The organism is Butyricimonas synergistica DSM 23225 (assembly GCF_000379665.1).
In the GTDB taxonomy this organism is placed as follows: Bacteria; Bacteroidota; Bacteroidia; order Bacteroidales; family Marinifilaceae; genus Butyricimonas; species Butyricimonas synergistica.
The window spans coordinates 100,528-114,053 of sequence record NZ_KB903370.1 but is presented as its reverse complement, the minus strand read 5'-3'; the positions used below and the strand labels follow the sequence as shown (position 1 = coordinate 114,053).

Below are 13,526 nucleotides of genomic sequence, written 5' to 3'. Positions count from 1 at the left end.
AGAGATGTTTTGTAATGTCATACGGATGAATAATAGAGTTATGGGATATTATTGTAGATTATTATGTGTCGTATTGTTGGGGAGTTTGATCGGTACAACCTGTCGGGCACAACAGGAAGGGGGTGTTGTTTATCGCGATTATACTCGTCGGGAGGCGGTTTTGCTTGATTCATTAAAACGGGGGAACGTGATGTCCTTATTTAAAGGAATAAACGAGTTGAAGAAACAGGTGTTGGAGGTGAAAGAGAGTGCTCCGGTAAATGTTAAACTTCGGAGAGAGGAAAGACGCAAACTGCTACCGGAAGAAATTATTGAGCGGAGGCGTGAAAGTGTGTTGACGGTGAATAAATATTTACGGGCTATGGCAGGGCCGGAAATGGTCACGGATTGGGCTACGGCTGTCGTGTTGTCTGAGGATGGAATTTGTGTGACGAATTACCACGTGTTTGGGGAATTGTTAGATGCGGGAGTGAAGTTGAATCCGCGGGATAGTGTTATGTTTGTAGCCGCGGAAAATGGCCGGGTGTATCCAATTATGGAAGTTTTGAGTTTTAACCGGGCGGCGGACATGGCTTTTTTTAGGATAGATACCCGTGGAGATGTGTTGGTTCCGATGCCTGTAGGGCGAGATTTGCCGATAGGGTCAGACGTGCATTTGTTGAGTAATCCAGAGGGATACCCGTACACTTACACGCGAGGAATAGTCTCTCGGACGGTCACGTTGAATCCCGAAGATCCTTTTGCTAATCGGATGGAAATGACGGCTGATTTTGCCAAGGGATCAAGTGGTGGGCCGATCATGGATGACCGGGGGAATATGGTGGCGATGGTGTCTTGTATACGTGCGATATATTATTCGCATCAACCTCCTTATTATTTGCAGATGAACGTGAAGTTGACGGTTCCGGTGAGTGCGTTTCGTCGGTTGATCGAAGGTTGATAATTCATGCTTTTTGATACCCACTTTGGGGAATGTGGTGTATCATTGACTACTTGCCGGGAGGCTTGTTTCCTGGGGCATAATATTAAAAGATTATGACACAGAAACAAAATAATATAGAGATAGAAAATAGCCTCCCGGCAGAACCTGCCGCCGTGGTAAGTGATCGTTTGATGAACGATCGTATTTTCGTTTGGAGTAATGGCTCGTACCGTTTGGTCTTGTTCTCGAGTATCGCCTGGTTGCAAGCGGATCGGGCTTATTGTTACATTTATTTCAAGAATGGCACCAAAATCATCGTGATACACCCGTTGAAAGAAGTGCTGGCGGCACTTCCTCCCGAGCGATTTGCTCGGGTACACCGTGGTTACGCCGTCTGTCTGGACCTCGTGGACCGGGTGATCGGCAACACAATCTATATTGGCAAGCAGGATTTCCTGGTAAGTTCTGCTTACCGCGACGACTTCCACTCCCGTTTCCGGTTCCTCGGCAAAGTGAAAGGATTGCATAAATCCCGCTCTCTTGAAAACAACAAATAAACATAAATAATCCGTCCCGGGAAACAACTTCCCGGTGCAGGTTTAATGTGCGTATATATGAATTGTTCTTGTCTATTATTATTTCAGATTGTTAGAGTTATACACTGCCAATCCTTTAATAGTTAACAGATATTTCTGGCGAGGCTTGTCGGGGTGGAGGTGACCATGTTTTCGGGCGCATTGACTATCATAAAACGATTCCTCAACTCATTGTTTTCTCCTATCAATAGGTTGCGAAAGAATTGTTCCAAATACATAGACTCTCTTTTGATACCTTTCTGTATGTTTGGATAATTGGATCTAACTAAAGCATGATATGCTGAAACCGCTGGTAATCCATGATTTGTCGTACTCGAAGACATTCAAACGGTTATCCGGCGTAAGCGACAATATGCCCACCGTCTGCCTGCGAAACATGACTTTCAGTTTTTCTGTCTTTCTCATTTCTTCTTGTTTTTAGCGTATGCCCTTTTGTCGCCACTTTTGCGACGAATCATGTCAAGTTCCTCCATTGTGTCAAATTTGGATATGCCGAATAGATTGCGGACATCCGAAGCATAGCCTAGGGCCATTGCCAACTTGATAAGCGAATCGAAAGAAATAAGTCCCTTCTACTCGAAGCGTGCCACGGTAGATAAGGGCACTCCAGACAGTTCAGAAATGCGTTGCCGGGTAATGTTTTTCTCTACACGCCGTTTACGGAAGTTCGCTGCGATTTGACGAGCGATATCATCTGCATTATCCAGCGTAAAGCTATCTAATAAAGATAATATATTATCATTATTTGTATTTTGTATCATAATACTATCACTATTATGTTACAAATACAATCAATTATTCCGAGATATGCAAATCAAAGAATAGAGTCGTTATAGGGATGTTGCTGATGCCGGATGAAGTTTTGTCGGGCAGAAAAGGGGCTGTTATTAGTGTGGTAATATGCGCAGCTGTGGGGACAGGTGTTGTATGTGCCGATGTCCTTGGATGTCACCATTCCGCTCTACATGGGATTTCTTGTCGAGGACAAGCTTGCAGGCGTTATTATTCTCGATGTTGATCTAAGTTTATTGACTAGAGGCGTTCTTAAGGAGGACAAGCCGTGAACAGGTCGAGAAAAGGGAGAGGACGAGCAACAACTCCAATACAACATTTACCCATCGGCTGCACGGTATCTCATGGGATAAGCGCTGCACAAATGTTATTGAAATCATCTACCTGTGGAGTGGCTCCATCCCTTCCCTTCCTCGTCCTAATCATCACGAGATCCGGGTGCAACTCTTTCACCTGCGTTGCAACAGAACGATGTTTTCCACGTGATGCGTGTGGGGAAACATATCGACCGCTTGGACAGCCATGACTTTGTAGTCGGCATCCATGAGATTCAAGTCCCGGGCTTGCGTGGCGGAGTTGCAACTCACGTACACGATACGTTCCGGGGCTGCCTTCAGGATGGTGTCCACGACGTCTTTGTGCATACCGGCACGGGGAGGATCTGTGATGATGACATCCGGACGACCGTGTCGAGCGATAAATTCTTCGTTCAAGACATCTTTCATATCTCCGGCATAGAATAACGTGTTCTCGATACCGTTAAGGGCGGAATTTACTTTGGCGTCCTCGATAGCTTCCGGTACGTATTCGATGCCAATGACTTTTTGGGCGTTGCGGGCGACGAAGTTGGCAATGGTTCCTGTACCCGTGTACAAGTCGTACACGACTTCTTTCCCGGTAAGTCCGGCAAGTTCTCTTGTCTTGGCGTACAGGTTGTAGGCTTGCTCCGAGTTGGTCTGATAGAAGGACTTCGGACCTATTTTGAATCTCAAGTCTTCCATCTGCTCGAAAATATGATCCTGCCCGTGAAAGCATACTACTTCCTGGTCGGTAATCGTGTCGTTCATTTTCTCGTTGACCACGTACATCAGGGACGTGATTTCCGGGAATTGTTCCGCGAGAGCGTGAAGCAGGGCTTCCCTCGCTTCACGGTCTTCTCGGCCGAAAGTGACGATGACCATCACCTCTCCGGTGGATGAAGTGCGAATGATCAAGGTGCGTAGGAAACCGGATTGCTCCCGGATGTCGTAAAAGTTCAAGCTTCGCTTGAGAGCGTATTCCCTGACAAAGTTACGGATGGCGTTTGACGGTTCTGCCTGAAGGTAGCACGTGTCAATATCAATCACCTTGTCGAAAAGTCCCGGCACGTGGAATCCGACTGCCGGGGTACGATTGAGGTCATTCCCTTCCGCTATTTCCTCGCGGGTGAGGAAGCGTTTGTTACAAAAGGTAAATTCCAATTTGTTCCGGTAATAAGTGGTTTTGGGCGAACCGATGATGGGGGCAATGTTTTGCAATTCGACTTTGCCTATTCTTTCCAGGTTGTCGATGACTTCCTGTTGCTTGAATTCGGTCTGAAGTTGATAAGGCAAATTTTGCCATTTGCAACCACCGCACACGCCGAAATGAGCGCAAAAAGGCTTGGTGCGGATGTCGGAGTATTTCCGAAAATTAACGATGTAGCCTTCCAGAAAACTCTTGCGTTTTCGGGTGACTTGCACGTCCACGATGTCGCCGGGGACGGTATTAGGAACGAACAATACTTTCTCGTCCACGTAAGCGATGGATTTTCCTTCGGCTGCTATTTTTTTGATTTCAACGTTTTCCAGTAGGGGCTTTTTACCACGCATATTTCCAATTTTGGATTTATAATTTAAGTTTTTCTTTCAGAATCTTGACTCCTTCGGAGGCACCTTTCTCGATGAATTCGATTTTACTGTTTCTGACGCCTTCCGGTATTTTGGGATCGATCAACAAGATACGGCATCCGGCGGGGGCGTAGTGTAACAGGCTTGCCGCGGGGTACACGGCAAGAGAGGTGCCAATGATGACCAGTATATCGGCTTCCCGAACCAGGTCAATAGCCGGTTCGATATTGGGAACCGATTCCCCGAACCAAACGATGTGGGGGCGCAGGATGGAACCGTCTTCTGCCTTGGTGCCGAGTTTTAATTCCCAGCCGTCGAGGTCGTAGATCAAATTCGGATTCCGGCTGCTTCTTACTTTTTTCAGTTCTCCATGCAAGTGCAGCACCTTGGTGCTTCCGCCCCGCTCGTGAAGATCGTCGATATTTTGTGTTATGATTTGTACGTCGTAATCTTTTTCAAGGTCGGCAAGCCCGTAATGTCCGGCATTCGGTTTTGCGTCGTAGAGTTGTTTCCGGCGTTCATTGTAGAAACGGTTGACTAATTCCGGGTCACGTTCCCATGCTTCGGGGGTACAGACATCCATGACGTTGTATTCTTCCCATAGCCCGTCACTATCTCTGAAAGTACGGATTCCGCTTTCGGCACTCATGCCTGCTCCTGTTAAAACGACTAACTTCTTCATAATCAAATAAAGTTTTATTCCTTGAATGCGAGAGCAAGTTATGTAAAAAATCTTACTCGTGAAAGGTGTTCCGTTATGATATTTCAAAACTTTGCCCTATTTTTGCGGGATTGAAATGAAAATGGCTTTTACATTATTATGAGTTTTGGTATAGCGGATTTGAGTATTACCCCCATGCGGCGGGAACGGTCGGAGCGAAGCGAGATGGTTTCCCAGGTGCTGTTTGGTGAGGTGTACGAGGTGTTGGAAATAGACGAGAAGTGGCTCTATATCCGCTTACTGCATGATGATAGCAGGGGATGGGTAGAGAAGAAGGTTTTTCGGGAGGTAGATGAGACATACGTGGAAAACTACCGGGCGTCTGACCAATTAATCATGGGTGAGGTTTTCAATTTAGTCGTGAAACAGGGAGATTGGGAGAACCGCCTGATTGTTGCCGGAAGCGTGCTTCCGTTTTATGATGCTTACGCCAAGAAGATGTTTCTGGGTGACGAGGAATACGTGGTTTTGGGAGCCTTGCGGGAGGTCGGCATTGAGAGTTTGCGGGAGTTGTTGATACAATACGCGTTGATGTATTATAACGCACCTTATCTTTGGGGAGGGCGAACGCCTAAAGGGGTTGATTGTTCCGGTTTCGTGCAGATGGTATATCGCCTCGCGGGAATCTCTATTCCCCGGGACGTGGAAAAACAAGTGAACGGAGGGCAGATATTGTCATTTTTGGAGGAAGCCCAACCCGGCGATTTAGCCTTCTTCGGGGATGCTTCCGGTTGTATCACTCACGTCGGTATCCTGTGGGAGCAAGGAAGAATTATTCATGCCTCGGGACGGGTAAGAATAGATAAAATCGACCATCACGGTATCTTCAACGAGGAAATGAAAAGATACACGCATACGTTGAAGATTCTGAAGCAGATGATATAAGAGGAGGTGTGTCACATCTCCTAGTTCATAAAGTCCATAAAGTCGAACCTTCGGTTCTGAAAGTTTATAAAGTCAAATATTATACAAAATATTGAATATCAATATGATTATCTATGTGTTTGTAGTATTTTGACCTTACGACTTTATGGACTTTAAAGACTTTATAGACTCGAGGGTGTGTTCAAAACACACCCTCGGGTAAACTCATTCTTAGTTTTCCAGGAAGAATTTCAAATCATCATCCGCGGTAGTGATACCGGCGATGCCGAATTTGTCGACCAGCACTTTTGCCACGTTCGGGGAAAGGAATCCGGGGAGAGTTGGTCCCAGGTGGATGTTTTTCACGCCGAGATAAAGCAAGGCAAGCAGCACGATGACGGCTTTTTGCTCGTACCAGGCAATGTTGTAGACAATAGGCAACTGGTTCACATTCTCCAGCCCGAATATTTCTTTCAGCTTGAGGGCGATAACGGCGAGCGAGTAACTATCGTTGCATTGTCCGGCGTCCAGTACCCGCGGAATACCGTTAATATCCCCGAGAGGAAGTTTATTGTAACGGTATTTAGCACATCCGGCGGTGAGGATCACCGTGTCTTTCGGTAGTTTTTGTGCGAATTCAGTATAATATTCCCGGCTTTTCATTCTACCGTCGCATCCTGCCATGACGAAGAATTTACGGATAGCTCCCGATTTAACGGCTTCCACCACTTTGTCTGCCAACGCGAATACTTGATTGTGGGCAAATCCCCCGATAATGCTACCGTTCTCTATTTCTTCCGGTGGCGGGCATTTCTTGGCGTGCTCTATGATCTCGCTGAAATCTTTCGGTTGTCCCGGCTTTCTCTCGATGTGCTTGAATCCGGGGAATCCGGCAGATCCGGTGGTGTATACCCTGTCTTTGTAATTAGCGTCCGGGTGCGGCGGCACGATACAGTTCGTGGTGAATAGCATGGGACCGTTGAAATGCTGGAACTCGTACACTTGGCGCCACCATGAATTGCCGTAATTTCCGGCGAAATGTTTATATTTCTTGAAAGCGGGATAATAGTGTGCGGGGAGCATCTCGCTATGCGTGTACACGTCGACTCCCGTTCCTTCGGTTTGTTCCAATAATTCGTACAGGTCACGCAGGTCATGTCCGCTGATCAGGATGCCCGGGTTCTTCCGGACGCCGATGTCAACCTTGGTGATTTCCGGGTTCCCGTAAGTGTCTGTGTTTGCCTTGTCCAACAATGCCATGGCATCGACCCCGTTTTTGCCGCATTCCAGCACTAGTTGCACCAGTTGGTCGGCAGAAAGCGGAATTGTGGTGGCAACCAATCCCCGGTCGATAAATTCATATATGCCGGGATTCTCGTGACCGAGATTATGGGCGTGTTCCGTGTATGCCGCCATTCCTTTCATTCCGTAGGTGAGCAACTCGCGCAGGGAGCGGATGTCCTCGTTTTCGGTAGATAACACCCCGACGCATCCCGCCTTGGCTTCCATCTCTTCCGGGGTGGAGGCTGTCCAGCGTGCGCCTTCAAAGGTGATGCTTTCGATTTTTCCGCCTTTTGCCAGGAAAGTTTGTTTCAATTGTTCCCGCAGGTCGAGAGCCGCTTTGATCTTCTCGATAAAACGTTGCTTGTCGAAATTGGCATTCGTGATGGTCATAAAAAGTCCGTCGAGGATAAAACGGTCGGCAGTGTGGTCTACGGCATCCAAAGCCCGTAGTTGTACCCGGTAGTGGGCGATTCCTTTCAAGACGAATAAAAGTAAATCTTGTAAATTAGCCACGTCGGGAGTCTTTCCGCATACGCCGCGTACCGTACATCCCGTACCTTTAGCGGTTTCTTGGCATTGGTAACAAAACATTTTTTCCATAGTCTAGTGTGTTAAATGAATTTTTCTTTTCAATTGTTTGGTGCGAATGTAAGGGTGCGTGAAAACAATAATTGTAATATAAATTACAAACTGAGTTTAATATTCAATAATTTATACGGACAACTCGTGTAAAGGTTAAAAAAGAAAGGGGAAAAATGTATAGTCAAGGATAAAATGGTATATTTGCGAGAGTATCAAAAGTTTACACGTATGGCAATAGCTCGTTTTTTCGATTGTCCGTTATGTATTGGCATTCCCGAGGGAGAACGGGAACGTTTTCTGGAAGGTTTTGACTACACGGTCAGAACGTATGCCCGTGACGAGATCGTCTTCCGGCAAGGGGAGCCTTGTCGTTTCCTGTATATCCTGCTGGAAGGAGAAATCAAGGCGGAGATGACCGATGATTCGGGTGCCATGTTGCGTATCGAAACGATTCGGGCACCTCGGGCACTCGCTCCCGCGTTTCTTTTTGCCGAGGACAATCATTTTCCGGTGACGGCTACCGTGGCAGAGGCAACCGAGGTCTTTATCGCCACGAAAGAGTCTGTATTCCGGCAATTGGGACATAGCGAGGTCTTTATGCGAAACTTCCTTGCCGTGAACTCCAATCGTACCACTTTCCTGACGGGGCGGTTGCAATTCCTTTCCTTCAAGACGATACGTGGCAAATTGATCCATTATATATTGGAATTGGCTTCTTCGGGAAAAGAAAAAGTGATGTTGGATAAGTCGCAACAAGAGCTGGCTGAATACTTCGGGGTCACTCGTCCGGCGTTGGCTAAGGTTCTGTACGAGCTGGCGGACGAGGGGCTGATTACCGTGAACCGGCGGGAGATCACGATACTTGATTGGCAGGCTTTGCGGCGGGCTATAATGTGATTATATTCCGGTGGTTTAAATATAACATTTTTATTCTTTATTTCGTTAAAGATGGGGTAGAAGGAGATGGCTTCTTCTTTATGATGATTTAACTGTAAATAAATAAAAAATGAGTTTGAAAGAACAATATTGGAGATATTCCCTAGTAATAATCATCCTGTTGCTGGGAACGATTATATTTTTCAAAAGCCTGCCTTTTATCAGCGGGATATTAGGTGCGATGACTATTTATATCCTGTTGCGCAACCAGATGCTGTACCTGACCGTGAAGAAACGGATGCGCCCGAGCCTGATGGCTGCTTTGTTGCTGGTGGAAACGATTCTTTGTTTTCTGGTACCCTTGTCTTTGGTCGTTTGGCTGTTCGTGAGTAAGTTGCAGGAAATCAACCTCGATCCGCACAGCATGATAGCTCCCGCGGAACACGTGGCAGACCTTATCGAGCAGCGTATCGGGTATGACGTGATGAGCAAGTCGAACGTGGATTCCTTGCTTTCGATGCTGCCCAAGATCGGGCAGATGTTAATGGGAAGCATCAGTAGTTTTGCCATCAACGTGGTGGTGCTTCTTTTCGTGCTCTATTTCATGTTGATCGGGGGAACCAAGATGGAGGAATACGTGAGCGATATTTTGCCATTTAACAAGCGGAATAAACAGAGTATATTGCACGAGTTCAATATGATCGTGAAGTCGAACGCCATTGGCATACCGTTACTGGCATTGATTCAAGGCGTGGTGGCAATGATCGGGTACTTCATTTTCGGTGTCCCGAGCCCGTTGCTTTGGGGATTCCTTTCCTGCTTTGCCACGGTCATCCCGATCGTGGGGACCGCTCTGGTATGGGCTCCCCTGGTATTGTACATGGGGATGACCGGGCATTGGGGGGCAGCCATCGGCTTGGCTGTTTACGCGGTCATCGTGATAGCCAATGTCGATAACCTTGTACGGTTCATGTTGCAGAAAAAGATGGCGGACACGCATCCCCTGATCACGATTTTCGGCGTGATTATCGGGCTTTCCTTATTCGGGTTCATGGGAGTGATTTTCGGACCTTTGTTGTTGGCTATTTTTGCGTTCTGCGTGAACATATTCAAGGAAGAATATTTGGGAGAAGATCGGAAGTATCAATAATAGATTAATTCGATTAAAACGATTTTCTATATTTTGATGGTGGCATCCCGATAGAACTTGTAAACACTCTTACGAAATGAGGGAGGTCGTTGAATCCGACCAAATAACAGATTTCCGACACGCTCTTTTGAGAGTGTTTCAATAACTCACAAGCGGTGTTCAATCGATACCGTGTGACGAACTGAGAAAATGTCATTCCCTTACACCGCTTAAAATAAGAACAGAATGCAGAACGATTCATCCCAACTTCTGCTGCTATATCATCCAGCGCGATGGAATGAACGTAGTGCTTCATAACGTACGCCGAAATCTGCTGCATACGCCGTGCGTCTTTCTCGATACGCGTAGGTCTCCCCGCAAACGTACAGTCTGACGAGGTAAATACAACAGGTAGAAGGCGGAACATTGCACACAATCGTTCAAGCTCATTCATCTCATTTATTTCCAACAAAGCTTTACGGATAATCCGTGAACTTTCAGTTCCGTATTTCATCGCGTCTGTCGGGAATGTTACTCCAGCCAATCTGTTCCTTAATTCCGGGAACACTTCCATACACCGTTCAACGAACGAATGGCTGAAAGCCACCATCAGATAACGCATGCGACCGTCCCCGTCTATTGACTTCGGTTCATATTCCCAACGGTGAAGCATTGAAGGTGGTATCAGTACCACATTTCCTGCTTCAAAAGGTTGTAAAGTATCTCCTGCCATCCGGTTACCTCGTCCATGAACAACATAATATAACTCCCATGCGTCATGCCGATGGAGCTTGGCTTCGAGGCTCGGCTCCACCCGTTGGTCGATGAAGAAAAACGAATGATTCTCCACTTCAGGCAGCTTGTATGGTATGGCTGTATCTTCCATGAAACAAAATTTTGATGCAAATATGCAACAAGTTTTTGATACAATAATACAAATGGCAGACAACATGAATATCTAATTTTGCACTCGAAAACAATATGTAAAACCAAAATAATATCATTATGGAATTGTACGAAGTATTGGAGAAACGCCGCACGTATCGCGACTATTCCGACCGTGAAGTAAGTGATGAAATCCTTAAAAGAGTAATCGGTGCGGCATTTAAAGCCCCGACAAACGATCATCTGCGCCAGCTTGAGTTCATCGTGGTGCGCGGACGTGAAAACATTGCTAAAGTAATTGAACCGCTTGCCAAAAATATGGCGGCATTCACGAAACTGGTGCATGAAGTGGACGAATCAGGCGACAAGGACAAGATGGATATGTTTGCCGATGCCCTGCCCAAGCAACAGCGTATGCTGGTGCAGAGCGGAGTGCTGATCCTGCCTTTCTTCCGCCAGAAACAAAGTCCGCTGCTACAACCTAAAGAGCAAAGCTCGCTCAACTACTTTGCTTCGGCATGGTGCTCGTTGGAGAATATGCTGCTCGCCGCCACTGCCGAAGGATTGGGGACCGTGTTCCATATTCCTGTTGCCGACGAAGTAGAAAAAATCAAGAAGATTGTCGGCGCCCCAGAAGACTACGAGTTCACCTGTCTACTTACGATGGGTTATCCCGCGAAAAACGCCTTTCTGCCCAAACAAAAAGAAATCGACGTCGAGGAGCGGATACACACGAACGTCTGGTAACGTGCGTGAGCTTCTTTTGCAGCTGTTTGTCGCCGTTTTGACTTCCGAAACTCCAGGTGTTTTTTTCCAGGAAATCACGGTGTAATCCCGTTGAGCTTCCGGTGTAGTTCCGGTACAAAGTCCTTTCAAACTCCTTACAAACTCCTTTCAAAGTCCTTCGGGGACGAATTTGATAAGACTCTAATTCGAGCGTGTATAGAATGTGATAACTGTTTGCTATAGTATTAGTTCCTAGTTAGATAGGGAAAAACACCTCACCCGAGGTGTTTTTTTACTCGTGGGGAGAGCAGGATTCGAACCTACGAAGACGATGTCAGCTGAGTTACAGTCAGCCCCAGTTGGCCACTTTGGTATCTCCCCTTTGTTCAAAGAATGATTTGCGACTGCAAATATATAGTTTTTTTGAATGAATCATTACTTTAGAACGAAAATTTTAAACGGGCGAAACCGAACCAAGCCCTCGCGTCAATGGGAATCGTGTCGCCCACGGTCGTGAAGTATTGCGAGATGACCGAGAAATCAAGATTCCTCCACAGGGAATAATCCATGATCACCCCGGCGAAACAGGTTTCCAACCCGGACATATACATCCCCGAAATGGACAGGGACAGGCGGTCGGTCGGGGGATAGAATACCATGCCGACCACGTTCCAGCTATTCATGGCACTCATGATGTTTGCCGACGAGGGATGGAGTATGAGTTTGAGGATATTATTTGCCGAGAAGATGCTTCCTTTATTGTTGTACATGACCTCGCCCTGCAACATCAGTTGATTGGAAAACAGGTAGTCGGCGCCGAAAGAGGCTTCAATAATCCCGGTTGATTTGCCGAAATTGTCCAAAGGCTGCCGGTAAGCAAACTCCCCGCGTAAATTCACTCCTTTTACATCTCCCGTGAAAGCGCCTCCCACGACATAATCGTCTTCCGCTTGAATACCGGTCATAACCTGGTAGTCAAAGTTCTTGATCGTGCCGTGGTGTAAAAGGGCGGCGGTGACCTTTTTGGAATGGTCGAGGGAAACGACCACTTCGCTGAAAGAGGTGGCGTTGTGGTAATACGTTCCCCGGAAAGCATCGCAGCCGGGACGTTCGATGTAGTCGAAGTCAAAGAACGAGTAGCTATTGAACAGGTCGTTCGCGTTCCACACGAACGTCTGTCCCCAGTTTACCCGTTGGCGTCCCAGTTTCAGGCACCATTTTTCTTTCTCGAACGTGAGATAGAGCCGGTCGCACGCCATGTTCAGCAGGGCGTTTTTCTTGTCCATGATGTTCCACGACAAGTCCATGTAGCCATTGTCTTTTCCCATGTTTTTGGCGTACCCGGGAATATCGAGAAAGTCGCCGCTAAACAATCGGTTTCGTATGCCGGCGTCGATTCTCCAGTATTCTCCGGGTTGCCAACCGAACGTCAGGCGGTTGTGCACGGTGTTTTGCCAGTACCATGAATTATCCAAGTTCTCGGTGAACACGGAAAACATTTCGTTCACGTAGCCTGAGAATTCGATCTTGCCGACCTCTTGCGAGAAGAGGTCTTGGGATGAAATGATAACACAAAAAAGAAAAATATATTTTTTCATTTCACGATGTCGTTAATGATTTTACCGTCTTCGAGGGTGATGATCCGCCTTGCTTTTGACATGATCCGCGGGTCGTGTGTCGAGAACACGAACGTGATATTCTCTTTCTGGTTGAGTTTTTCCATCATATCCAAAAGGTTTTCGGCGGATTTGCTATCCAGGTTCGCGGTAGGCTCGTCGGCAAGGATGAATTTGGGTTTCGATGCCAAGGCACGAGCCACCGCCACACGCTGCTGTTGTCCGCCGGAAAGTTTGGAAGGGCGGCTGTTTGCCCGGTCGCCAAGCCCCACGGCTTCCAGCAGTTCTTGTGCCCGCGTGTCCCGTTCACCTTTTTTCCGTCCTTGCAGTTCCATGACAAAAGCGACATTTTCTTTGGCGCTTAGCACGGGGATAAGGTTGAACGACTGGAACACGAACCCGATATGGTGCAACCGGAAATCTACCATTTCCTTGGGTTTCAAGCGCGAGATGTCTTGCCCGTCAATAAACAGATTCCCGGAAGTTGGGGTATCCAATCCCCCGATCAGGTTCAGCAGAGTGGTCTTGCCGGAGCCGGAGGGACCCACGATGGCTGTGAATTCCCCCTCGGCAATACTGATATTTACGTTGTCAACGGCGTGTACTTCAGACGTTTGGTCTTTGTATGTCTTGTATAAATTAATGGTTTCTATGATTGGCATAAT

The 13,526-nt window shown here is 47.0% G+C and carries 14 protein-coding genes and 1 tRNA gene; 6 read left to right on the top strand and 9 right to left on the bottom strand.

The window, feature by feature from the left end; translation table 11 throughout:
• Positions 1–25 precede the first annotated feature (25 nt).
• Both A3CY_RS0116855 and A3CY_RS0116850 read left to right on the top strand, forming a co-directional pair.
• On the top strand, positions 26–940 hold the full coding sequence (locus A3CY_RS0116855) for a S1 family peptidase (RefSeq protein ID WP_240388175.1): 915 nt from the start codon (positions 26–28) through the stop codon (positions 938–940).
• A gap of 95 nt (positions 941–1,035) precedes the next feature.
• A complete protein-coding gene (locus tag A3CY_RS0116850; RefSeq protein WP_018339116.1) occupies positions 1,036–1,479 on the top strand; it encodes a LytR/AlgR family response regulator transcription factor in 444 nt (147 codons plus the stop codon).
• Between the two features lie 300 nt (positions 1,480–1,779).
• Here the strand turns inward: A3CY_RS0116850 and A3CY_RS23055 are convergent, their stop codons facing one another.
• From A3CY_RS23055 to A3CY_RS0116835, 4 genes are all read right to left on the bottom strand, one after another.
• A complete protein-coding gene (locus A3CY_RS23055; RefSeq protein WP_155828439.1) occupies positions 1,780–1,923 on the bottom strand; it encodes a HipA N-terminal domain-containing protein in 144 nt (47 codons plus the stop codon).
• 167 nt (positions 1,924–2,090) lie between these two features.
• Positions 2,091–2,279, bottom strand: coding sequence for a helix-turn-helix domain-containing protein (locus tag A3CY_RS23380; protein ID WP_240388174.1), 189 nt, complete (start codon positions 2,277–2,279; stop codon positions 2,091–2,093).
• A 480-nt stretch (positions 2,280–2,759) separates the two neighbouring features.
• Positions 2,760–4,160 carry a 23S rRNA (uracil(1939)-C(5))-methyltransferase RlmD gene (gene rlmD / locus A3CY_RS0116840; RefSeq protein WP_018339114.1) on the bottom strand — a complete coding sequence of 467 codons (1,401 nt, stop codon included), beginning with the start codon at positions 4,158–4,160 and terminating at the stop codon, positions 2,760–2,762.
• A 16-nt stretch (positions 4,161–4,176) separates the two neighbouring features.
• On the bottom strand, positions 4,177–4,860 hold the full coding sequence (locus A3CY_RS0116835; RefSeq protein WP_018339113.1) for an SIR2 family NAD-dependent protein deacylase: 684 nt from the start codon (positions 4,858–4,860) through the stop codon (positions 4,177–4,179).
• Positions 4,861–4,998: 138 nt separating this feature from the next.
• On the opposite strand from A3CY_RS0116835, the gene A3CY_RS0116830 reads away from it, so the two are divergent.
• On the top strand, positions 4,999–5,784 hold the full coding sequence (locus A3CY_RS0116830; protein ID WP_018339112.1) for a C40 family peptidase: 786 nt from the start codon (positions 4,999–5,001) through the stop codon (positions 5,782–5,784).
• 210 nt (positions 5,785–5,994) lie between these two features.
• Here the strand turns inward: A3CY_RS0116830 and hcp are convergent, their stop codons facing one another.
• Positions 5,995–7,638 (bottom strand): hydroxylamine reductase, encoded by a 1,644-nt coding sequence (gene hcp, locus A3CY_RS0116825; protein WP_026207795.1) that lies wholly within the window; start codon positions 7,636–7,638, stop codon positions 5,995–5,997.
• A 219-nt stretch (positions 7,639–7,857) separates the two neighbouring features.
• On the opposite strand from hcp, the gene A3CY_RS0116820 reads away from it, so the two are divergent.
• Both A3CY_RS0116820 and A3CY_RS0116815 read left to right on the top strand, forming a co-directional pair.
• Positions 7,858–8,526: a Crp/Fnr family transcriptional regulator gene (locus tag A3CY_RS0116820; RefSeq protein ID WP_040372004.1), complete on the top strand. Its 669-nt coding sequence runs from the start codon at positions 7,858–7,860 to the stop codon at positions 8,524–8,526.
• 109 nt (positions 8,527–8,635) lie between these two features.
• Complete coding sequence (locus A3CY_RS0116815) at positions 8,636–9,655, top strand: AI-2E family transporter (RefSeq protein WP_018339108.1); 1,020 nt, start codon at positions 8,636–8,638, stop codon at positions 9,653–9,655.
• 13 nt (positions 9,656–9,668) lie between these two features.
• Here A3CY_RS0116815 and A3CY_RS0116810 read toward each other — a convergent pair whose 3' ends face one another.
• Positions 9,669–10,520: an AraC family transcriptional regulator gene (locus tag A3CY_RS0116810; protein WP_018339107.1), complete on the bottom strand. Its 852-nt coding sequence runs from the start codon at positions 10,518–10,520 to the stop codon at positions 9,669–9,671.
• A 119-nt stretch (positions 10,521–10,639) separates the two neighbouring features.
• Between A3CY_RS0116810 and A3CY_RS0116805 the strand changes: the two genes are divergently transcribed.
• A complete protein-coding gene (locus A3CY_RS0116805) occupies positions 10,640–11,266 on the top strand; it encodes a nitroreductase family protein (protein WP_018339106.1) in 627 nt (208 codons plus the stop codon).
• Between the two features lie 278 nt (positions 11,267–11,544).
• Here A3CY_RS0116805 and A3CY_RS0116800 read toward each other — a convergent pair.
• From A3CY_RS0116800 to A3CY_RS0116790, 3 genes are all read right to left on the bottom strand, one after another.
• A tRNA-Tyr gene (locus A3CY_RS0116800) sits at positions 11,545–11,626 on the bottom strand.
• Positions 11,627–11,685: 59 nt separating this feature from the next.
• Entirely contained in the window at positions 11,686–12,843 is a 1,158-nt protein-coding gene (locus tag A3CY_RS0116795) for a hypothetical protein (protein ID WP_018339105.1), read from the bottom strand.
• Complete coding sequence (locus tag A3CY_RS0116790; RefSeq protein ID WP_018339104.1) at positions 12,840–13,523, bottom strand: ABC transporter ATP-binding protein; 684 nt, start codon at positions 13,521–13,523, stop codon at positions 12,840–12,842. Before A3CY_RS0116790 ends, A3CY_RS0116795 begins: the two co-directional genes overlap by 4 nt.
• Positions 13,524–13,526: the final 3 nt, after the last annotated feature.

Excerpts from the sequence above, each read along its gene's own strand:
- A3CY_RS23380 (WP_240388174.1), bottom strand. The coding sequence starts at position 2,279 with ATGATACAAAATACAAATAATGATAATATATTATCTTTATTAGATAGC.
- A3CY_RS0116830 (WP_018339112.1), top strand. The coding sequence starts at position 4,999 with ATGAGTTTTGGTATAGCGGATTTGAGTATTACCCCCATGCGGCGGGAA.
- A3CY_RS0116855 (WP_240388175.1), top strand. The coding sequence starts at position 26 with ATGAATAATAGAGTTATGGGATATTATTGTAGATTATTATGTGTCGTA.
- A3CY_RS0116820 (WP_040372004.1), top strand. The coding sequence starts at position 7,858 with ATGGCAATAGCTCGTTTTTTCGATTGTCCGTTATGTATTGGCATTCCC.
- hcp (WP_026207795.1), bottom strand. The coding sequence starts at position 7,638 with ATGTTTTGTTACCAATGCCAAGAAACCGCTAAAGGTACGGGATGTACG.
- A3CY_RS0116790 (WP_018339104.1), bottom strand. The coding sequence starts at position 13,523 with ATGCCAATCATAGAAACCATTAATTTATACAAGACATACAAAGACCAA.
- A3CY_RS0116795 (WP_018339105.1), bottom strand. The coding sequence starts at position 12,843 with ATGAAAAAATATATTTTTCTTTTTTGTGTTATCATTTCATCCCAAGAC.
- A3CY_RS23055 (WP_155828439.1), bottom strand. The coding sequence starts at position 1,923 with ATGAGAAAGACAGAAAAACTGAAAGTCATGTTTCGCAGGCAGACGGTG.
- A3CY_RS0116835 (WP_018339113.1), bottom strand. The coding sequence starts at position 4,860 with ATGAAGAAGTTAGTCGTTTTAACAGGAGCAGGCATGAGTGCCGAAAGC.
- rlmD (WP_018339114.1), bottom strand. The coding sequence starts at position 4,160 with ATGCGTGGTAAAAAGCCCCTACTGGAAAACGTTGAAATCAAAAAAATA.
- A3CY_RS0116805 (WP_018339106.1), top strand. The coding sequence starts at position 10,640 with ATGGAATTGTACGAAGTATTGGAGAAACGCCGCACGTATCGCGACTAT.
- A3CY_RS0116815 (WP_018339108.1), top strand. The coding sequence starts at position 8,636 with ATGAGTTTGAAAGAACAATATTGGAGATATTCCCTAGTAATAATCATC.
- A3CY_RS0116850 (WP_018339116.1), top strand. The coding sequence starts at position 1,036 with ATGACACAGAAACAAAATAATATAGAGATAGAAAATAGCCTCCCGGCA.
- A3CY_RS0116810 (WP_018339107.1), bottom strand. The coding sequence starts at position 10,520 with ATGGAAGATACAGCCATACCATACAAGCTGCCTGAAGTGGAGAATCAT.